Raw genomic sequence first — 20,060 nt, forward strand, 5'->3', positions numbered from 1 at the left:
AGACATTTCGCCTCACACGGGTACCATTACGACAGGGTTAACAACCAGTGGACGTAAGACTGATAGTGGCTTTCCTGCTCCAGCAGTTCGCTGCGCAACGGATGCGCTTCCAGCCAGCCTGCGGGCAGGGTCAGATGCAGGGCATCGTCGTCTGCCTGTAGCCGCACAGCAGGCAGGGTGTCGTCGCGACGGCGGGTGGAGAAAATAATCGCCAGTCGCAGCAGACGGCACATCCTTTCCGCCAGACGCGGCGGCAGGGCGTTTTGCTGGGTCAGCAACGCCAGGTCGATGCTGCCGCTCTGGTTTTGCAGCAAACAGGCCAGCAGCTTCTTCTGCGCCGGTGTGAAGCCGGGAAGGTCGAGGTGACGGACCAGATACGCCGCGTGCTGTGGCGCATGACGGAAGTCGACGCTCAGGCCGATTTCGTGGATCGCGCAGGCGCTGAGCAACAGCTCACGGCAGCGCTGATCCAGCTTCCACGGCGCAGAAACCTGACGGAAGAAACTTTCTGCCAGTTGACGCACGCGGTCTGCCTGTTCGACATCGATGCTGAAACGGCGCTGGACGTTGTGCAGCGTGCGGGTGCGGATATCGCGGTCAATGGGCAGATGCAGCATGCCGTAGACCAGTCCTTCCCGCAGTGCGCCGCCCGCCAGTGTCATGCTATCAATGCTGAGTTCCTGGAAGATGGCGATCAGGATCGACAGGCCACTGGGGAAGACCAGCGCCCGCTCCAGCGTCAGCCCTTCGATTTCCAGTTCTTCCAGTTTGCCGCACTGAATAGCGCGCTGCTTCAACTGCTGCAGTTTATTCAGCGTGATGCGCTCATCCATGCCCTGCGCCACCATGATCTCCTGCAGTGCCTGAACCGTGCCGGATGCCCCGACACAGGCCTGCCAGCCCTGTTCACGCAGTTGCGCTGCCACGGGCTGGATCATCTCACGCGCCGCCAGTTCGGCCTGATCAAAGTTCTCTTTGGCCAGGTGACGATCGCTGAAGAAGCGCTCCAGCCACGTCACACAGCCCATCGACAGACTAAACAACACCGAAGCATGTGAGCCATCGCCGGTGGCCAGCTCGGTGCTGCCGCCGCCGATATCGACCACTAAACGCTGGTCGGACCCGCCCGTGGTGTGGGCCACGCCCTGATAGATCAGGCGCGCCTCTTCTTCACCGCTGATAACGTTGATAGTACAGCCGAGAATCTGTTGAGCCGTATCAAGAAAGGTCTGCGCATTGGCAGCCAGACGCAATGTGGCGGTCGCCACCACGCGAATCTGATCGGGGGGAATATCCTGCAGTTGTTCAGAGAAGAGTCTGAGGCATTGCCAGCCACGCGACATCGCATCGGCTGACAGCAGGTTATTTTTATCCAGGCCGGCAGCAAGGCGAACCTTGCGCTTTATTTTTGCGATGGTCTGAATACTGCCAGATACCTCGCGCACCACCAACATATGAAAGCTGTTAGATCCTAAATCAATCGCTGCATAAAGTGACGATGCGCTTAGCATGGTGCCCTAACCTGAACGTTTACGGTTGTTGTTGCGAGGCGCGCCGCGACGATTGGCGTTATTTCCCCCGCGACGCGGGCCGTTGCCGGAACGACTGCGTTGCAGACGCTTAGGCGGCGGTAAATCAGTTAACAACGCTTCACTGCTGTACTTGCTGACCGGGATGCTATGGCCAATGTATTCTTCAATCGAAGGCAGGTTCAGCGCGTACTCTTCACAGGCCAGGCTGATAGAGTGTCCGCTGGCGCCCGCACGACCGGTACGGCCAATACGGTGAACATAATCTTCACAGTCGTCTGGCAGATCGTAGTTAAAGACGTGGGTTACCGCCGGGATGTGCAGGCCGCGAGCTGCAACATCAGTTGCGACCAGAATATCTACATCGCCTTTGGTGAAGTCATCCAGAATACGCAGACGCTTCTTCTGAGCAACGTCGCCGGTCAGCAGGCCGACGCGGTGTCCATCAGCAGCCAGGTGGCCCCAGACATCTTCACAGCGGTGCTTGGTGTTGGCAAAAATAATGGCGCGATCGGGCCACTCTTCTTCCAGCAGGGTCTGCAGCAGGCGCATTTTCTCTTCGTTAGACGGATAGAAAAGCTCTTCCTGAATGCGATGGCCGGTTTTTTGTTCCGGTTCCACTTCCACATATTCAGCACTGTTCATATGCTCAAATGCCAGTTCACGGACGCGATAAGAAAGGGTGGCCGAGAACAGCATGCTCAGACGCTGGGTAGCCGGCGGCATGCGACGGAACAGCCAGCGAATATCTTTAATAAAGCCGAGATCGAACATGCGATCGGCTTCGTCCAGCACCATAACCTGAATAGCACCGAGGTTAACGTGATTCTGTTTCGCGTAGTCGATCAGGCGACCGGTGGTTGCCACCAGAATATCAACGCCCTGCTCAAGCACTTTCAGCTGTTTGTCATACCCGTCTCCGCCATAGGCGAGACCCAGTTTCAGGCCGGTTGAGGCGGTAAGGGGTTCGGCATCTGCATGAATCTGCACAGCAAGTTCACGCGTCGGCGCAAGAATTAATGCCCGTGGCTGGTTAACCTGACGGCCTTCCGCCGCAGGATGAGAGAGAAGATGATGAAACGTTGACGTCAGAAACGCCATCGTTTTGCCGGTACCGGTTTGCGCCTGGCCTGCAACATCACGCCCTGAAAGCGTAAAAGGCAGAGCTAACGCCTGAATCGGCGTGCAGTATTGAAAGCCTTTAGTATCAAGGGCTTCCACGACTTTTGGGTGCAGGGCGAAGTCGGAAAACTTCTGTTCAGTTAAGTGTGTTTTGCTCATAGTGTGGTAGAATATCAGCTTACTATCGCTTTACGAAAGCGTATCCGATGAAATAAAGTCAACCAACATTGGTATATTTTACGCCAATTCGCCAGGCATAATCTTGTGGAGTAAAACATGAGCAGCGATAAAATCGTTCATCTGACTGATGACAGTTTCGACACCGACGTGCTGAAAGCCGACGGCGTTACACTGGTAGATTTCTGGGCTGAATGGTGTGGTCCTTGCAAAATGATCGCGCCAATCCTTGATGAAGTTGCAGAAGAGTATGATGGCAAGCTGACCATCGCTAAGCTGAATATTGACGATAACCCAGGCACGGCACCGAAGTATGGCATTCGTGGTATCCCGACGCTGCTGCTGTTTAAAAATGGCGAAGTCGCCGCGACCAAAGTGGGCGCGTTGTCTAAAGGCCAGCTGAAAGAGTTCCTGAACGCCAATCTGGCGTAATGCAGGACTGAATGTCTGGCAGTGGTGAATTTATCTCCTGCTGCTGGACGTTCACTTTCAGGCGTGCTAAGTTACCAATACTGCATTACGAACTTACCTTGTAGTTAGCATCTAAAGTTTTCCCTTGTTGAACCCTGTCGCCCTGTACCTTATAAAGATAGAACGGTTCAGCAATCTTACGGTTAGCTCCAACTCTGGCATCACATTCGGACACCTTCTTGCATACCGATCGCCATTCCATACGATGATCGTCGGGAAGAGCCGAAAAGAGCCATTAACGGCATGGATTAATTGCCATACCACTCACGACAAACATTCCGAGTATTACCCCGAGTTTAAGAACCCATCACTATGAATCTTACCGAATTAAAGAATACGCCGGTTGCTGAGCTGATTACTCTCGGCGAAAATATGGGACTGGAAAACCAGGCTCGTATGCGCAAGCAGGACATTATCTTTTCAATCCTGAAGCAACACGCAAAAAGCGGCGAAGACATCTTCGGTGATGGCGTGCTGGAGATCCTTCAGGATGGATTTGGATTCCTCCGTTCCGGAGACAGCTCCTACCTCGCCGGCCCTGATGATATCTACGTTTCTCCCAGCCAAATCCGCCGTTTTAACCTCCGCACGGGTGACACCATCTCTGGCAAAATCCGTCCACCAAAAGAAGGTGAACGTTATTTTGCGCTGCTGAAAGTTAACGAAGTTAACTACGACAAGCCGGAAAACGCGCGTAATAAGATTCTGTTCGAAAACCTCACGCCGTTGCACGCAAATAAACGTCTGCGTATGGAGCGGGGTAATGGCTCAACGGAAGATTTAACCGCACGCGTACTCGATCTGGCTTCACCGATCGGTCGTGGTCAGCGTGGTCTGATTGTGGCACCGCCGAAAGCCGGTAAAACCATGCTGCTGCAGAATATCGCGCAGAGCCTGGCGTATAACTACCCGGATTGCGTGCTGATGGTGCTGCTGATCGATGAGCGTCCGGAAGAAGTGACCGAGATGCAGCGTCTGGTGAAAGGCGAAGTTATCGCTTCAACCTTCGATGAGCCAGCTTCACGCCACGTTCAGGTTGCTGAAATGGTGATCGAAAAGGCCAAGCGTCTGGTTGAACACAAGAAAGATGTCATCATCCTGCTCGACTCAATCACACGTCTGGCGCGTGCCTACAACACCGTGGTTCCTGCTTCAGGTAAAGTCCTGACCGGTGGTGTGGATGCCAACGCCCTGCATCGTCCAAAGCGTTTCTTTGGTGCTGCACGTAACGTGGAAGAGGGCGGTAGCCTGACCATCATCGCGACCGCGCTGGTTGATACCGGTTCGAAGATGGACGAAGTGATTTACGAAGAGTTTAAAGGTACCGGTAACATGGAACTGCATCTCGCCCGTAAAATTGCTGAAAAACGCGTCTTCCCGGCAATTGATTACAACCGCTCTGGTACGCGTAAAGAAGAGCTGCTGACCTCTCAGGAAGAGCTGCAGAAGATGTGGATCCTGCGTAAGATTATTCACCCAATGGGCGAAATCGACGCAATGGAGTTCCTCATCAACAAGCTGGCGATGACCAAAACCAATGATGAATTCTTCGACATGATGAAGCGTTCTTAATCCGGGATTGCCAGGCCGAAGCACAGATTCGGCTTTTTTAGTCCAGATGCGCAGAAAATCGACCTTACGCCACGTCTCAACGTGGCGTTTTTCATTTGTGAGCTATAGGATTGAACACTGGCAGGAGCATTTATAATGACTGTGGTAGTGATGGCGAACTTTTGACCGTTCGTCTGTCTCTTAATGCAGAATTCGGAATCCGACACAGCGACCGGCGCGTTTTTTCGCGTATTGTTGTGCGGGATGTTAGCTGAGAGCGTTTAACGTGAATTTACTCACTATGAGTACTGAGCTTGGATTAATTTTTCTCTTTTCCCTGGCTTTCCTCTTTTTTGCTCGAAAAGCAGCTAAAAAAATTGGTTTAGTTGATAAGCCTAACTCACGTAAACGCCATCATGGCGCGATTCCGTTGGTGGGCGGCATTTCTGTGTTCGCAGGTATCTGCTTTACGTTTGCCATTACCAACTATTACCTGCCACACGCGATGCTCTATCTGGGCTGCGCAGGGGTGCTGGTGCTGGTTGGCGCACTGGATGACCGTTTCGATATCAGCGTCAAATTTCGCGCGGTCGTGCAGGCCATTGTCGCGCTGGTGATGATGTTTGGCGCAAAACTTTATCTGCTCAGCCTGGGCTTTATCGTCGGTCCGTTCGAGCTTATCGTTGGCCCCTTTGGCTATGTGCTGACACTGTTTGCCGTCTGGGCTGCAATCAACGCCTTTAATATGGTGGATGGCATCGATGGTCTGCTGGGCGGCCTCTCCTCCGTCACCTTTGCCGCCATGGGAATCATCCTCTACTTCGATGGCCAGACCAGCCTTGCGATGTGGTGTTTTGCGATGATTGCCGCCACGCTGCCCTATATTCTGCTTAATCTTGGCTTCCTTGGCCGCCGCTTCAAAGTCTTTATGGGTGATGCCGGCAGTACCATGATCGGTTTCACCATTATCTGGATTCTGCTGGAAACAACGCAGGGCCTGAGCCATCCCATTACCCCCGTCACCGCACTCTGGCTTATTGCCATTCCGCTGATGGATATGGTGGCGATTATGTATCGTCGTCTGCGTAAAGGCATGAGCCCGTTCTCGGCTGACCGTCAGCACATCCACCATCTGATCATGCGCGCCGGTTTCACCTCACGTCAGGCCTTTGTGCTGATAACTGTTGCTGCGGCCATCCTTGCCGGGATCGGTGTGCTGGGCGAATATCTGGCGTTCATTCCGGAGTGGGTGATGCTGCTGTTGTTCCTTGGCGCTTTCATGGTTTACGGCTACTGCCTGAAACATGCGTGGCGCGTGGCGCGACGTATCCGGCGCATTAAGCGCCGCCTGAGCCATTACCGCGAAGCAAAAAATAAATGAACCCGATGCTGATTAAAGGATACTTCTTCCATGCCTTCTGACGTTGTGGACAACGAACTGGATATTCGCGGCCTGAGCGGCCGTTTATGGCGTGGCAAACGCTGGATCATCGGGCTGGCACTGCTGTTTGCTCTGGTCGCCTGGCTGGTCACGCTGCTGCTGAAACAGGTCTGGAGCACCACCGCGATCACCGATCGTCCCACGGTGAACATGCTGGGTTCATACTATTCGCAGCAGCAATTCCTGACCAATCTGGATGCGCGCAGCAACACCTTAACCCTGTCAGCACCGTTACCGACTGTGATGGATCAGGTTTATCAGGAGTTCATCATGCAACTCGCGTCGTGGGATACGCGTCGTGAGTTCTGGCAACAGACGGATTACTTCAAGAGCCGCAAAACCGGCAATGCGCATAACGATGCTGCGCTGCTCGACGATATGATCGGCAATATCCTGTTTACGCCTGCTGACGCGGCCCATAACCTGCCCGATAACGTCAAACTCAAAGCGGAAACGGCAGGTGACGCCAATAATTTACTGCGTCAGTACATTGCCTACGCCAGTGAGCGCGCCGCGCGTCATCTGAACGATGAGTTAAAAGGTGCCTGGCGGGTACGTACCGATCAGCTGCAGGCGCAGGTGAAACGTCAGGAAGATGTGGCTAACGCGGTGTTCCAGCGCCAGCAGCATCGGCTGGAGCAGGCGCTGAAGATCGCCAGCCAGCAGGGCATTAATGAGAAGCAGACGCGCGAAGTGGGTGAGAATCTGGCAGACAGCGATCTGTTCCTGCTGGGTCAGCCGGTTTTACAGGGCCAGCTGGATACCCTGCGCGCAACGGGGCCGAGCTTTGATATCAGCTATGATCAGAACAGAGCAATGCTGACCACGCTGCAGGCCGGACCAAAACTGAACAGCAAGTTTCAGACCTACCGTTATCTGCGCACACCGGAAGAGCCGGTATCACGTGACAGTCCGCGACGTCTGTTCATGATGATTATGTGGGGTGCCGTTGGGGCATTAACAGGCGCGGGAGTGGCGCTGGCACGTCGTCCGCGTCTGATGTCAGACACGCATGAGTGAGAGAAACAGTGTGAAAGTTCTGACCGTATTTGGTACTCGTCCCGAAGCGATTAAAATGGCGCCACTGGTTCAGGCGCTGTCGCAGGATCCTGCTTTTGAATCGCGCCTGTGCGTCACCGCACAGCATCGCGAAATGCTCGATCAGGTGTTGCGTCTGTTTAAGCTCGAACCGGATTATGACCTTAATATTATGCGCCCTGAGCAGGGACTGACTGAGATTACCTGTCGCATTTTAGAGGGCATGAAAACCGTCCTGCTCGATTTCAAACCAGACATTGTGCTGGTGCATGGTGACACCACCACAACACTGGCTGCGAGCCTGGCCGCCTTTTATCAGCAAATTCCGGTCGGACATGTTGAAGCCGGTCTGCGTACCGGCGATCTCGCTTCGCCGTGGCCGGAAGAGGGCAACCGCAAACTCACCGGTCATCTTGCCCGTCTGCACTTCACCCCTACCACCCGCTCGCGTCAGAACCTGTTGCAGGAAAACCTGCCCGATTCGCGCATCATTGTCACCGGCAATACGGTCATTGATGCGCTGCTGTGGGTTCGCGATCGGGTGCTGGATGACTGCAATCTGAATGCACAATTAGCGGCGCGCTATCCCTTTATCGACCCGGATAAGAAACTGGTGCTGGTTACCGGTCACCGGCGTGAAAGCTTTGGCGGCGGTTTTGAGCGTATCTGCAGCGCGCTGGCGCAGATTGCCCGCCAGCATCCTGAGGCGCAGATCGTCTATCCGGTGCACCTCAATCCGAATGTCAGCGAGCCGGTTAACCGGATTCTCAGCGGCATTGAGAATATCATTCTGATTGAACCGCAGGAGTATCTGCCTTTTGTCTGGCTGATGAACCGTGCCTGGCTGATTCTGACCGATTCCGGCGGCATTCAGGAGGAAGCGCCTTCACTGGGTAAACCGGTGCTGGTCATGCGTGACACGACCGAGCGTCCGGAAGCGGTTGATGCGGGTACCGTTAAACTGGTAGGGACGGATATCGACAGGATCGTGGCCAGTGTCAGTGAATTGCTGAGCGACGACGATGCCTGGCAGGCGATGAGTCATGCCCATAATCCGTATGGCGATGGCAAAGCCTGTGGCCGAATTTTACAAGCCTTAAAAGATAACAGAGCTGAATTATGAGTTTTGAAACCATCTCCGTGATTGGACTGGGATACATTGGGCTGCCGACGGCAGCCGTTTTTGCCTCAAAGGGAAAAAAAGTGGTGGGCGTGGATATCAACGCGCGTGCCGTTGAAACCATCAATCGTGGCGCGATCCATATCGTAGAACCCGATTTAGATGAAGTGGTGCATGCGGCGGTTACGCGTGGCGACCTGCGCGCCACCACGCAGCCTGAACCCGCTGACGCTTTTCTGATCGCCGTACCGACGCCGTTCAAAGATGAATATCAGCCCGATCTGCGCTTTGTGAAAGCCGCAGCGGAGTCGATCGCACCGGTTCTGAAGAAGGGCGATCTGGTGATTCTGGAGTCCACCTCACCGGTGGGCAGTACAGAACAGATGGCCGAGTGGCTGGCTGCGGCGCGTCCTGATCTGCGCTTTCCGCAGCACGGTGAGACGCCCGATATTTTTGTCGCCTACTGCCCGGAGCGCGTACTGCCTGGCAAGGTAATGGTTGAGCTGATTAACAACGACCGGGTGATTGGCGGTATGACGCCTGCCTGTTCCGCCCGCGCCAGCGACCTCTACCGGCTGTTTTTAAAAGGTGAATGCGTTGAGACCAACGCCCGCACCGCCGAGATGTGCAAGCTGACGGAAAACAGCTTCCGTGATGTGAATATCGCCTTTGCCAATGAGCTGTCGCTGATTTGTGCCGATCAGGGAATTAACGTCTGGGAACTGATTGCGCTGGCGAATCGTCATCCTCGCGTCAATATTCTGCAACCCGGTCCCGGCGTGGGTGGTCACTGTATCGCCGTCGATCCCTGGTTTATCGTGGCGCAGAATCCTGAACTGGCACGCCTGATCCGCACCGCGCGTGAGGTGAATGACGCCAAGCCGCAGTGGGTGCTGGACCAGGTGAAAACCGCGCTGGCGGATTGCCTGACCCAAACCGGCAAGCGCGCCAGCGAGGTCACTATCGCCTGCTTTGGTCTGGCCTTTAAACCTGACATTGACGACCTGCGCGAGAGCCCGGCCGTGGGCGTGACTCAGAAAATCGCAGAGTGGCACAGTGGCAAGACCTGGGTGGTTGAACCTCACATTGAGCAGCTTGCGGACTCGCTGGCTGTCAACGCCGAACTGGTCTCCTGCGAGCAGGCGCTGGGTCAGGCCGATATTCTGGTGATGCTGGTCGATCACCGTGCCTTCCGCGCGATCAACGCCGCCGATGTTCAGCAGAACTGGATTGTCGATACCAAAGGCGTGTGGCGATGAAGCGCTTTTTGATCACGGGCGGTGCCGGTTTTATCGGTTCGGCTCTGGTGCGCTTTATACTGTAGACGGCTGGTAAAACTGGTCCCTGGCGTAACAGCTGGCTCAGCGATGACCAGTTGCGTGCCGCGGGTGAAGCGCTGACAAAAACTGGCTATGGCCAATACCTGCTGGATTTATTACATGCCCGTCCACGTCAATATTAATCCCCTTAGCTGGGAGAGCACATTCTTCGGTGTTGATACCGTGCGGCTGGAGCCGCAGGGCGAGACGCCGCTGGAGCAGGCGCTGCGGCATCCCTGTGCACTGATACAGATGAAAGTCGCTGCCAGCGAGACGGCACTGATTGATACGCTGCAGCAGCATCAGTTTCAGCTGGCAGAAGGCGAAGCAGACCTGACGCTGGCGGTTAAAGAGACGGAACGTCAGGCGGGGATTCGCATTGCGCGTGACGCACAAATTCCGCCACTGCGCGATGCCGCATCTCAGCTCTTCAGCCAGAGCCGTTTTCGCGCGCCCTGGTATGCGCCGGACGCCAGCGGTCGCTTCTATGCGCAGTGGATTGAAAATGCGGTGCGCGGCACATTTGACGACCAGTGCCTGGTAGCCAGTGACGCCACCGGTCAGTTGAAGGGTTTTGTTTCGCTGCGCGCGGCAGACGGCGATGCGCGAATCGGTCTGCTGGGCGTGCTGCCTGACGCGCAGGGCCAGGGCGTGGGTCAGCGACTGCTGCTGGCGGCGGCGGACTGGGCGCGGGTAAGACAGCTGGCTCAGCTTCGGGTTGCCACCCAGATGAGTAATCTCACGGCGATGCGCCTCTATTTACGCAGCGGTGCCCGGCTCGACAGCACCGCCTACTGGTTTTACAGGAAAGGTCATGATTCCATTTAATGCGCCCCCGATTGTGGGCACAGAAATTGACTATATGCAGTCGGCAATGAACAGCGGCAAGCTGTGCGGTGACGGCGGATTTACCCGTCGCTGTCAGCAGTGGATGGAGCAGCGTTTCGGTAGCAAAAAAGTGCTGCTCACTCCCTCCTGTACCGCTTCGCTGGAGATGGCGGCGCTGTTAATCGATCTGCAGCCCGGCGATGAAGTGATCATGCCGAGCTACACCTTTGTCTCGACCGCTAATGCCTTTGTGCTGCGCGGCGCGCGCATCGTGTTTGTCGATGTGCGCCCGGACACCATGAACATCGATGAAACGCTGATCGAAGCCGCTATCACTGAAAAAACCCGCGCCATTGTGCCGGTGCATTACGCAGGCGTGGCCTGTGAAATGGACACCATTATGGCGCTGGCGGCAAAGCATAAGTTGTTTGTGATTGAAGATGCGGCGCAGGGCGTGATGTCACGCTACAAAGGGCGCGCCCTGGGCACCATTGGTCATATTGGCTGCTTCAGTTTTCACGAAACCAAGAACTACACAGCTGGTGGCGAAGGTGGCGCGACACTCATTAACGACGCCAGCCTGGTCGAGCGCGCCGAGATCGTGCGGGAAAAAGGTACCAACCGTAGCCAGTTCTTCCGGGGTCAGGTCGATAAATATACCTGGCGCGATATGGGGTCGAGCTACCTGATGGCCGATCTGCAGGCGGCCTATCTCTGGGCGCAGCTGGAAGCCGCTGAGCGCATCAACCAGCAGCGGTTACGCATCTGGCAGCGCTATTACGACGCACTCCAGCCGCTGGCGGCCCAGGGACGTATCAGCCTGCCGGTGATCCCCGCCAGCTGTGAACACAATGCGCACATGTTTTATATCAAACTGCGCGATCAGGACGATCGCCAGGCGCTGATCAACTGGATGAAAGAAGCTGAGATACTGACGGTGTTCCACTATATTCCGCTGCACAGTTCGCCAGCCGGTGAGCGTTTCTCGCAGTTTGTCGGCGACGATCGCTATACCACGCAGGAAAGTGAACGTCTGCTGCGCCTGCCGCTGTTCTATAACCTGTCCGATAATAATCAGAGCACGGTTATCAGCTCACTGCTGAGCTTCTTTTCCTGATGTCATTGGCCAGAGCCTCAGTGTGGACCGCATCGTCCACGCTGGTAAAAATTGTGGCTGGTCTGCTGGTGGTCAAACTGCTGGCGGTGAGTTTCGGACCCGAGGGTGTCGGCCAGGCGGGGAACTTTCGTCAGCTGATCACCGTGCTGGGTGTGCTGGCGGGCGCGGGCATCTTCAATGGCGTCACCACCTATGTGGCGCAGTATCAACAGCAGCCCGGACAACTGCGCGCGATGGTGGGCACGGCATCGGCAATGGTGCTGGGCTTTTCCGGTGTGCTGGCGCTGCTGTTTCTGCTGGCGGCGGCACCCATCAGCACCGCGCTGTTTGGTCATGATCGCTATCAGGGCGTCATCCGCGTCGTCGCCTTTCTTCAGCTCGGTATCGCCTGGGCCAACTTTACCCTGGCGCTGCTGAAGGGTTATCGCGATGCGCGCGGTAATGCGCTGGCACTGATTCTCGGCAGCCTGACTGGCGTGGCGGGCTATCTGCTCTGCTGGTGGCTGGGTGGCTATCAGGGGGCGCTGATTGGCCTGGCACTGGTGCCGGCCTTGCTGCTGCTGCCGGCGCTACTGATGCTGAAACGCCGCGCACCGCTGCCGCTGAGCTGGCTGCGTCCGCAATGGCACCCTGAGCTGGCGCGTAATCTGGCAAAATATACCCTGATGGCGCTGATCACGGCTGTGACCCTGCCGGTCGCCTGGGTGTTGATGCGTAACCTGCTGGCAGAGCAGGAAGGGTGGGCGCAGGTCGGATTGTGGCAGGGTGTCACCAGCATTTCGGATGCCTATCTGCAGTTTATCACCGCAACCTTTAGCGTCTGGCTGCTGCCGACGCTGGCGCGGCTCGAGAGCAAACGCGACATTGCACGCGAGATTGGCCGTGCACTGCGTTTTGTACTGCCCGCCGTGGCAGTTGCCAGTTTTGGTGTCTGGGTGCTGCGTGATTTCGCCATCAGCCTGTTGTTCTCTGAGGCTTTTCGCGGGATGCGCGATCTTTTCGTCTGGCAGCTGTGCGGTGATGTTTTTAAAGTCGGTGCCTATGTTTTCGGATATCTGGTTATCGCCAAAGCCTCGCTGCGCTTTTATGTTCTCACTGAGATCAGCCAGTTTCTGTTGCTGACGCTGTTCTCACGCTGGTTGATCCCGTTACATGGCGCGACAGGTGCGGCGCAGGCCTATATGTTTACCTATATGGCTTATTTTGCCCTGTGTTGTGGCGCTTTTATTGTTTACTGCCGGAAAAAATGACTTTAATTCACGTTTTGGGATCGGACATTCCCCACCACAATCTTACGGTGCTGCGCTTTTTCAACGATATACTCAGCGTTGAGCAGCCCGTGGCTTCGCCACGCCATTTTATGGTAGTGACGCAGCAGCCAGAGAGCCTGGCACCGTTCAGTGCATTGCAGATTGAGTGCTTTACCAGCAAGAAAGCGCTGGCGCAGGCGGTGCTGCAGCGGGCCAGACATCGTCAGCAGCGTTTTTTCTGCCACGGTCAGTTTAACCCGTGGATCTGGCTGGCATTACTCAGTGGCAAGTTGCGCCGTTCCCAAATCTTCTGGCATGTCTGGGGTGCGGATCTCTATGAAGATTCACGCAGCCTGAAGTTTCGCCTGTTCTATCTGGTTCGCCGGCTAGCACAGGGACGCGTTGCTCAGGTTTTTGCGACCCGTGGCGACCTGCATCACTACCAGCAGCGTCATCGCAGGGTGCCGGGTTCACTGCTCTATTTCCCGACCCGAATGCCCGCCGCCGCTGTTGAGTCTGATCTCGCAGAGCCGTTTACGCTGCTGCTGGGCAACTCCGGCGATCCGAGTAACCGGCACATTGAAGGCTTAAAAGCGATTCGCGCGCAGTTTGGCACACAGGTGCGTATCGAGGTGCCGCTGGGCTATCCGCCAGGCAACGAGGCGTACATCAGTGAGATTCAGGCTGCAGCAGAGACACTGTTCCCGGACGGGCAGGTGAATCTGATGCGTGAAAATCTGGCGTTTGATGATTATTTAGCGCTCCTGGCGCGCTGTCATGTCGGCTATTTTATGTTTGAACGTCAGCAGGGAGTGGGAACACTTTGTCTGCTGATCCAGGCCAACGTGCCGTTTATCCTGACCCGCAAAAATCCGTTCTGGCGTGATGTGGCTGAGCAGCAGCTTCCGGTATTGTTCAGCGAAGATACGCTGTCGCCTGCGGTGATTGCCGAGGCACGCCGCCAGCTGATGAGCTGTGATAAACAGGCGATCGCCTTTTTTGCGCCGGGGTATCTCGCAGGCTGGCGGGCCGCGTTACAGCTCAGCGAAGGGGAGTTGTCATGAGTCTTATGCAGTTTGGCGGCCTGCTGGTGGTCTATATGCTGTCGCTGGTTTTTATTCTGACCCTGACCTGGCGGGAGTTTAAGCGCGTCCGTTTTAACTTCCATCTGTTCTTCACACTGCTGTTCTTACTGACCTTTTACTTCGGCTTCCCACTGACCTCGGTGCTGGTGTTTCGCTTTAATGTTGAGGTGGTGCCGGTCGAGAATCTGCTGGAGGCGTTGCTGTCAGCGACGGCGTTTTACGCCATTTATTACGTCAGTTATAAAGTGCGGCTGAAGCCCGCCAGTGCGCCACCGGCGAAGCCCTGGCTGCAGATGAATCGGGTTGAAACGCACCTGACCTGCGTGATTCTGGCGCTGGTGGCGCTGGGAACCGTCACTGTGTTTTTCATTCACAACGGTTTTCTGCTGTTCCGCCTGACTGCCTATAACCAGATCTTCTCCAGTGAAGTCTCGGGGGTGGCGCTCAAGCGCTTCTTCTACTTCTTTATTCCGGCGATGTTGATCCCCTATTTTCTGAGCCCGACGCGCCGCAACTGGCTGCTGTTCCTGGTGGTAACAGTGGCCTTTGGTTTGCTGACCTACGCACTGGTGGGCGGCACCCGCGCCAATATCATTATTGCTTTTGCCCTGTTCCTGTTCATCGGGATCACCCGTGGCTGGATCACTCTGTGGATGCTGGCAACAGCGGGCGTACTGGCAATTGCGGGGATGTTCTGGCTGGCGCTGCGCCGCTATAACCTCGACGTAATGGGCGATGAAGCGTTTTATACCTTCCTCTATCTGACGCGTGATACGTTCTCACCGTGGGAGAATCTGGCTCTTCTGCTGGATAACTACGCCCGCATTGAGTTCCAGGGTCTGGCGCCGCTGTGGCGTGATTTCTACGTTTTCATTCCGACCTGGCTCTGGCCGGATCGGCCGCTGGCGGTGTTAAACAGTGCGAACTACTTCACCTGGGAAGTGCTGAATAACCATTCTGGCCTGGCGATTTCCCCCACATTAATTGGATCGCTGGTGGTGATGGGCGGCGTCTGGGCGATTCCAGTTGGTGCTGTCGCGGTAGGGATGATTATCAAAGCCTTTGATGCGATCTATCAGCGTGGCTGCCTTGAGACCAACCGGTACACCGGCGCCATCCTGCAAAGCTTCTGTTTTGGCGCGGTATTTAACATGATTGTGCTGGCCCGCGAAGGTCTCGATGCGTTCGGTTCTCGCGTGGTGTTTTTCTGCATCATTTTTGCTGCCTGTCTGGGCATAGCTAAATTACTTTTCTGGTTACTGGATCGCGCAGGTTTGATTCGCGACCGCAGCAGGCGGGTGTTGCACAGCCCGCTCTGATTAACCTCTGGGATTGACGGAAGATATGACAACGTTAACTGAGACGCCGCAGTACCGGATTCGCGGCGTTGATTTGTATGGCTTCGAAAACATGCCGTCGGCGGTGAATTTTCTGATGCCGCCGCAGCGCGTTCGCAGCGGTATTTTAGTAGCGATCAATGCAGAGAAGATCCTGACCGCTGAGCGGGATGAGGGATTACGCACGCTGTTAGCGCAGGCTGAATATGCGTATGCCGATGGCATCAGCATTGTACGTTCGATTCGTAAAAAATATCCGCAGGCGTCGGTGCAGCGCATTGCGGGAGCAGATTTATGGGAAGCGTTGATGGAGCGCGCCGGGCGTGAAGGGACGCCGGTGTTTCTTATCGGTGGTCGCCAGCGGGTGCTGGATGAAACCTGTGATAAGTTACGCCGCCAGTGGAATGTGAATATTGTTGGCGCGCAGGATGGCTATTTTGCGCCAGCCGATCAGGATGCGCTGTTTACCCGGATTGCGGCTAGCGGTGCGAAGCTCGTCACTGTAGCGCTGGGATCGCCACGTCAGGAGCTGCTGATGCTGGCGTGCCGTGCGCACTGTCCTGATGCGCTCTACATGGGCGTAGGCGGAACCTACGATGTTTTTACCGGTCATGTGAAGCGCGCCCCTAAAATCTGGCAGCGACTGGGGCTGGAGTGGCTCTATCGTCTGATTCGACAACCGAGCCGCCTGCGCAGGCAATTAAAACTGCTTAAATATTTGCGCTACCACTGGCGCGGCGATCTCTGATATTGCTGATAAATGCCGCATTTTTAGGCATTGTGAGAGAGGAAATGCACTATTTGTCGAGAAAGTGCACAAAGCGTAATCAAACGCGTCTTTTTATTTAAAAAGCACTAGACACGATGGGCGCTTATCTCTAGTATGCACATCCGCAACGGCGCTACGCGCCCGTAGCTCAGCTGGATAGAGCGCTGCCCTCCGGAGGCAGAGGTCTCAGGTTCGAATCCTGTCGGGCGCGCCATATCGTTTGTGCGCATGAGCTTCGGTGGTTGATTTACCGCGGTTGGCAGTAGAGATTTAAATGCTGCAGGTTTTAAATCTGTGACATTAAGAATTGTGGTGGCTATAGCTCAGTTGGTAGAGCCCTGGATTGTGATTCCAGTTGTCGTGGGTTCGAGTCCCATTAGCCACCCCAGATTTTGCTGGGAAACGCGAAGGTGGCGGAATTGGTAGACGCGCTAGCTTCAGGTGTTAGTGTCTTAACGGACGTGAGGGTTCAAGTCCCTCTCTTCGCACCAGGCAAAACAGTTAAAAAAATCGGCGAGTAGCGCAGCTTGGTAGCGCAACTGGTTTGGGACCAGTGGGTCGGAGGTTCGAATCCTCTCTCGCCGACCATTTTTAGAAACCTGTCTGAAAAGACAGGTTTTTTTTCGTCTGTATAAAAGAGGATGAGGACCTCCGAAGGAGGTTTGAGCCGAGCGAAGCGAGACAACGTTGCTTCAGCAACGGCCCGCAGGGCGCTGCTCATAGAGCAGTGTAATCCTCTCTCGCCGACCATTTTTAGAAACCTGTCTGAAAAGACAGGTTTTTTTCGTCTGTAGAAAAGTGGATTCGAATGTCTGCGGGAGATATGGGCCGGGCCGGCTTGGGTGCTGTGGAACAATGTTGCTGTGAGTTCGAGTCTGCGAAGGGAACACGGTCAGATCGGAAAGGCGCTAATGCCATCCATGGCCGCTCGGCCCACGCCGTCCTGGCGTGGGACGCTTTCCTCCTCTGACCGTGTTCCCTACGCATTGGGCTTCTTCATTGCTGCGGAATCACTCTGCTTTGACTCCGCACGCAGTATTAGCAGAATCAATAGCGTCGTGAATTGCCGACAAATAAGTCATTGTTATTGTTGAGTTAACAGAGAGATTGATCTTGCTGTCTCTATTAAGAGACAGAGAAAATGCCAGCTGTCGCCGGATACCGACACTTAACATCGGACATGGCTAAGAACAGATTTGGCACTGTGATTAAATTATTGATTTATAATTACTTTAAAAATAAACCTTAACCTGGCACGGCTTGTGCAATACTTCTGCTGTAGATGCTCATTCCACCTCTTATGTCTGCTTATGCTACATAAACCTGGGAATGATGCAGAGCCAATTTTCGGTACCTGTTGTCTGCCTGCCTGTATCGCGTGAGCCTTACAGGGTTAACAGACACCACGTTGAGTCAGGTACCTCCCGGTTGTCTTACCGACCTGATCTTACACCTGCCACTGGCAGGTGTTTTTTTTGCCTGCGAGAACCGGAGGGCAGATTTTGGGCACAAAAAAGCCGGGCGAGCCCGGCTTTATCCTGTCTGACAATCGCATCAGGCGTTTGGGTTATTCTTCAGCGTCAGCAACAACCCTTCACGGCGCATTTTTGCAGCCTCTTCCGGGCGATGCAGACGGTCATAAACATCTGCCAGCCATGCATAATCGAACGCATCCGGACGCTGCGCCAGTGCCTGCTGCAGCGCGTCAGCTGCCTGCTGCCATTCACCATGACGCATCAGCAACTGCCCCAGCGTACTGTGCAGCAACGGCGTTGCGCCATGCTGTTTAATCTGCTGACTTAATGCTTTCTCCAGTGCTTCGGGATTGCCGCTTTTGATACGTGGCATCAGCAGTACCAGACGATCGTCATAATGACGTTTCAGGCCTTCCAGCACGATAGACTGTGCGGTGTCGTGATCGTCACACTCAATCAGATGATCCGCCATGGCGACCTGCAACGTCGTATCCTGACGGGTCTTGCGACTCAGTGTGCTCCACCAGCGCTTCAGCCCATCACTGCCCTGATCAGCCATCGCCTGATTCATCAGACCCAGCCAGGCCTGCTGCTGCAAGGCATCGCGATGGAGCTCATCGCCGACCTGTGACTTCTGCATCGACGGCAGAATATCCAGCAACGCACTCCAGGCACCTGTGCGAATATACGCCTGTTCGGCCAGGCGCAGTACTTCCGGGTGACGCGGTGCCACTTCCAGCAGGCGGTCGATGCTATGACGCGCAGCGTGATCTTCGTTACGTGCCAGCTGAATACGTGTGCGGGCGATTTCCACCGGAATGGTATTGTTTTCCGACAGCTCTGCAGCACGCTCAAGATGCTGATTAGCACGGGCTTCATCACCACGCTGTTGTGCAGCTTCTGCAGCCAGCAGATAGTTGGCTACAGGCACATCAGCGTGATCGGCATCTTTAGAGAGCAGTTTCTCAACCTGACGGTGGTCGCCTTCTGCCAGCTTCATCAGCGCCGACTGGGTATGGCGCTGGGCGCGACGGCGTTTACGTCCGGTAAACCAGCCACGGGTTCGCGCGCCGGTGTGCAGCACGCGGCGCAGCAGCCACTCTACGGCCAGAATCACCAGCAGGCTGAGAATAAGGATAATGACCAGGCCTGTGACGCTGGTTTCGATATTCCAGTTATCAGTCTGAATCAGCACGTAGCCCTGATGACCGGCAATCATCGGTCCCAGCACCACGCCCGCAATCAGCAGGATAAAGAGGATAAATACCTTAAGCATGCTTAGCCCCCCTGCTGATTAGCAGCGGCAGAAGGTTGCGCTAACAGGTTGCGCACCCGCGTCTGCATCAGCTGTTCCAGCAACGGCTGACTTTCCAGGTTATCCGGCAGATCCATATTGATGTTCTGCTGACTCAGCTCATCCAGCTGGGCAAGGAAAGCTTTGGTGGCGGCATCATTGGTGTCGTACCAGGCGCGAACCCAGGCGGACACGGTATCGATAGATTGTTTATAAATCTCATCCTGATGACGCGGAACAGCCTGAGCAGCGATCAGCAGACGCGAGCGGATATTCTCACGCAGATATACATCCTGATTCGGTGCCAGCAGCGGCTGTGCGGTGTTATCGCGACGACGGATGGTAATAAAATCATCCATAAAATTATGCCAGCTTTTCACCAGATTCTGACGCCATTCGCGCACCGAACCTGAGAGTTCGCCGCCATCGCTGTCCATCGGCGCATCATCGCTGTCGTTATCGGCCAGGCGCAGATTATCAACGTTATTCGACAACTGATTCAGCTTGAGGATCACCCCGTCGTAGTCGACCTGCGTAACGGAAGAGAGGTTGCTGATATCCTGGGTCAGTGCACGACGCACATTCATCACGCTGGGATCGTTCATGTCGGCCAGGCTGGCATCGGCGCTTTTCAGCAGTGCCGCGGCTGTCGTGACATCCTGATCGCTCCAGAGTTTGCGGCCCGCCAGTTTCACCAGATAGTCCGCCTGTGCCAGCAGCCAGCTGCGCACGTCGTTGCCAGAGATCACGGCTACTTTTTCACGCAGGGTTTCCAGCTCTTTTGCTGAGGCATTCTGCTGCTGTTGCGCAGTCTGCAACGCCTTTTCAGCGCTACTTAATTGCTGTGTCAGCTGCTGTTTATCGCTGCCGGCCTGCTGCTGCAACGCGCTTAACTGGTCGCTCAGCTTTTGATTGGTTTGTGCCTGTAAATCAGCCTGATGTTTCCCGTTAAGGTATAAACCCGCACCCATCGCCAGCGCGATGACAATCGCAACGGCACCCAACACCATGCCACCCTTTTTCGCATTACGCGGTGGTGTGCTGTTGCTGGAAGAGGAGCGGTCAACCGCTGGGGTGGTTTCTTCAACCATGGCGGAGGAGTCTTTTTGTTCCGTCATATGTGGCACATCCCATTGT

The 20,060-nt window shown here is 55.2% G+C and carries 16 protein-coding genes, 4 tRNA genes, 1 other RNA gene and 1 pseudogene; 18 read left to right on the top strand and 4 right to left on the bottom strand.

Annotation, left to right across the window (positions count from 1 at the left end; translation table 11 throughout):
* Window positions 1-26: 26 nt before the first annotated feature.
* Both gppA and rhlB read right to left on the bottom strand, forming a co-directional pair.
* Window positions 27-1,511 (bottom strand): guanosine-5'-triphosphate,3'-diphosphate diphosphatase, encoded by a 1,485-nt coding sequence (gppA, locus tag Q7C21_RS11760; RefSeq protein WP_003851967.1) that lies wholly within the window; start codon window positions 1,509-1,511, stop codon window positions 27-29.
* Between the two features lie 6 nt (window positions 1,512-1,517).
* Complete coding sequence (rhlB, locus tag Q7C21_RS11765) at window positions 1,518-2,810, bottom strand: ATP-dependent RNA helicase RhlB (RefSeq protein ID WP_003851965.1); 1,293 nt, start codon at window positions 2,808-2,810, stop codon at window positions 1,518-1,520.
* Window positions 2,811-2,927: 117 nt separating this feature from the next.
* Between rhlB and trxA the strand changes: the two genes are divergently transcribed.
* The 18 genes and pseudogenes from trxA to Q7C21_RS11855 all read left to right on the top strand — a co-directional run bounded on the left by trxA (window position 2,928) and on the right by Q7C21_RS11855 (window position 16,904).
* Window positions 2,928-3,260 carry a thioredoxin TrxA gene (gene trxA, locus Q7C21_RS11770; protein WP_003851963.1) on the top strand — a complete coding sequence of 111 codons (333 nt, stop codon included), beginning with the start codon at window positions 2,928-2,930 and terminating at the stop codon, window positions 3,258-3,260.
* Window positions 3,261-3,611: 351 nt separating this feature from the next.
* Complete coding sequence (gene rho, locus Q7C21_RS11775) at window positions 3,612-4,871, top strand: transcription termination factor Rho (RefSeq protein WP_003851960.1); 1,260 nt, start codon at window positions 3,612-3,614, stop codon at window positions 4,869-4,871.
* A 280-nt stretch (window positions 4,872-5,151) separates the two neighbouring features.
* Window positions 5,152-6,231, top strand: coding sequence for a UDP-N-acetylglucosamine--undecaprenyl-phosphate N-acetylglucosaminephosphotransferase (gene wecA, locus Q7C21_RS11780; protein WP_003851958.1), 1,080 nt, complete (start codon window positions 5,152-5,154; stop codon window positions 6,229-6,231).
* Window positions 6,232-6,261: 30 nt separating this feature from the next.
* Window positions 6,262-7,311: an ECA polysaccharide chain length modulation protein gene (wzzE, locus tag Q7C21_RS11785; RefSeq protein ID WP_375150738.1), complete on the top strand. Its 1,050-nt coding sequence runs from the start codon at window positions 6,262-6,264 to the stop codon at window positions 7,309-7,311.
* Window positions 7,312-7,321: 10 nt separating this feature from the next.
* Window positions 7,322-8,452: a non-hydrolyzing UDP-N-acetylglucosamine 2-epimerase gene (wecB, locus tag Q7C21_RS11790; RefSeq protein WP_008926425.1), complete on the top strand. Its 1,131-nt coding sequence runs from the start codon at window positions 7,322-7,324 to the stop codon at window positions 8,450-8,452.
* Window positions 8,449-9,708: a UDP-N-acetyl-D-mannosamine dehydrogenase gene (wecC, locus tag Q7C21_RS11795; RefSeq protein ID WP_187513413.1), complete on the top strand. Its 1,260-nt coding sequence runs from the start codon at window positions 8,449-8,451 to the stop codon at window positions 9,706-9,708. The genes wecB and wecC overlap by 4 nt, the downstream gene beginning before the upstream one ends.
* Before the next feature lie 86 nt (window positions 9,709-9,794).
* Window positions 9,795-9,911, top strand: a pseudogene (locus tag Q7C21_RS11800) (glucose-1-phosphate thymidylyltransferase 2 RmlA2); the annotation flags it as partial.
* The gene (rffC, locus tag Q7C21_RS11805; RefSeq protein WP_375150739.1) at window positions 9,889-10,596 is read left to right on the top strand and encodes a dTDP-4-amino-4,6-dideoxy-D-galactose acyltransferase; all 708 of its coding nucleotides are present in this window, start codon (window positions 9,889-9,891) and stop codon (window positions 10,594-10,596) included. The pseudogene Q7C21_RS11800 and the gene rffC, both read left to right, overlap by 23 nt.
* Window positions 10,583-11,713 carry a dTDP-4-amino-4,6-dideoxygalactose transaminase gene (gene rffA, locus Q7C21_RS11810; RefSeq protein WP_039658617.1) on the top strand — a complete coding sequence of 377 codons (1,131 nt, stop codon included), beginning with the start codon at window positions 10,583-10,585 and terminating at the stop codon, window positions 11,711-11,713. Before rffC ends, rffA begins: the two co-directional genes overlap by 14 nt.
* Window positions 11,713-12,963 (top strand): lipid III flippase WzxE, encoded by a 1,251-nt coding sequence (wzxE, locus tag Q7C21_RS11815; protein ID WP_187513415.1) that lies wholly within the window; start codon window positions 11,713-11,715, stop codon window positions 12,961-12,963. The genes rffA and wzxE overlap by 1 nt, the downstream gene beginning before the upstream one ends.
* Window positions 12,960-14,027: a TDP-N-acetylfucosamine:lipid II N-acetylfucosaminyltransferase gene (locus Q7C21_RS11820; RefSeq protein ID WP_375150740.1), complete on the top strand. Its 1,068-nt coding sequence runs from the start codon at window positions 12,960-12,962 to the stop codon at window positions 14,025-14,027. Before wzxE ends, Q7C21_RS11820 begins: the two co-directional genes overlap by 4 nt.
* Window positions 14,024-15,367 carry an ECA oligosaccharide polymerase gene (gene wzyE, locus Q7C21_RS11825; protein ID WP_078805041.1) on the top strand — a complete coding sequence of 448 codons (1,344 nt, stop codon included), beginning with the start codon at window positions 14,024-14,026 and terminating at the stop codon, window positions 15,365-15,367. The genes Q7C21_RS11820 and wzyE overlap by 4 nt, the downstream gene beginning before the upstream one ends.
* Window positions 15,368-15,392: 25 nt before the next feature.
* A complete protein-coding gene (wecG, locus tag Q7C21_RS11830) occupies window positions 15,393-16,133 on the top strand; it encodes a lipopolysaccharide N-acetylmannosaminouronosyltransferase (RefSeq protein WP_375150741.1) in 741 nt (246 codons plus the stop codon).
* A gap of 158 nt (window positions 16,134-16,291) precedes the next feature.
* Window positions 16,292-16,368, top strand: a tRNA-Arg gene (locus tag Q7C21_RS11835).
* 98 nt (window positions 16,369-16,466) lie between these two features.
* Window positions 16,467-16,542 (top strand) — tRNA-His (locus Q7C21_RS11840).
* Window positions 16,543-16,558: 16 nt separating this feature from the next.
* Window positions 16,559-16,645, top strand: a tRNA-Leu gene (locus Q7C21_RS11845).
* A gap of 20 nt (window positions 16,646-16,665) precedes the next feature.
* Window positions 16,666-16,742 (top strand) — tRNA-Pro (locus Q7C21_RS11850).
* Window positions 16,743-16,774: 32 nt separating this feature from the next.
* A non-coding RNA gene (locus Q7C21_RS11855) (RtT sRNA) lies at window positions 16,775-16,904 on the top strand.
* A gap of 804 nt (window positions 16,905-17,708) precedes the next feature.
* Here the strand turns inward: Q7C21_RS11855 and hemY are convergent.
* The gene (gene hemY / locus Q7C21_RS11860) at window positions 17,709-18,905 is read right to left on the bottom strand and encodes a protoheme IX biogenesis protein HemY (RefSeq protein ID WP_375150742.1); all 1,197 of its coding nucleotides are present in this window, start codon (window positions 18,903-18,905) and stop codon (window positions 17,709-17,711) included.
* Between the two features lie 2 nt (window positions 18,906-18,907).
* Complete coding sequence (gene hemX, locus Q7C21_RS11865; protein WP_003854351.1) at window positions 18,908-20,041, bottom strand: uroporphyrinogen-III C-methyltransferase; 1,134 nt, start codon at window positions 20,039-20,041, stop codon at window positions 18,908-18,910.
* Window positions 20,042-20,060: the final 19 nt, after the last annotated feature.

It is taken from the genome of Pantoea sp. ANP04, from assembly GCF_041982285.1.
Taxonomy (GTDB): Bacteria; Pseudomonadota; Gammaproteobacteria; order Enterobacterales; family Enterobacteriaceae; genus Pantoea; species Pantoea eucalypti.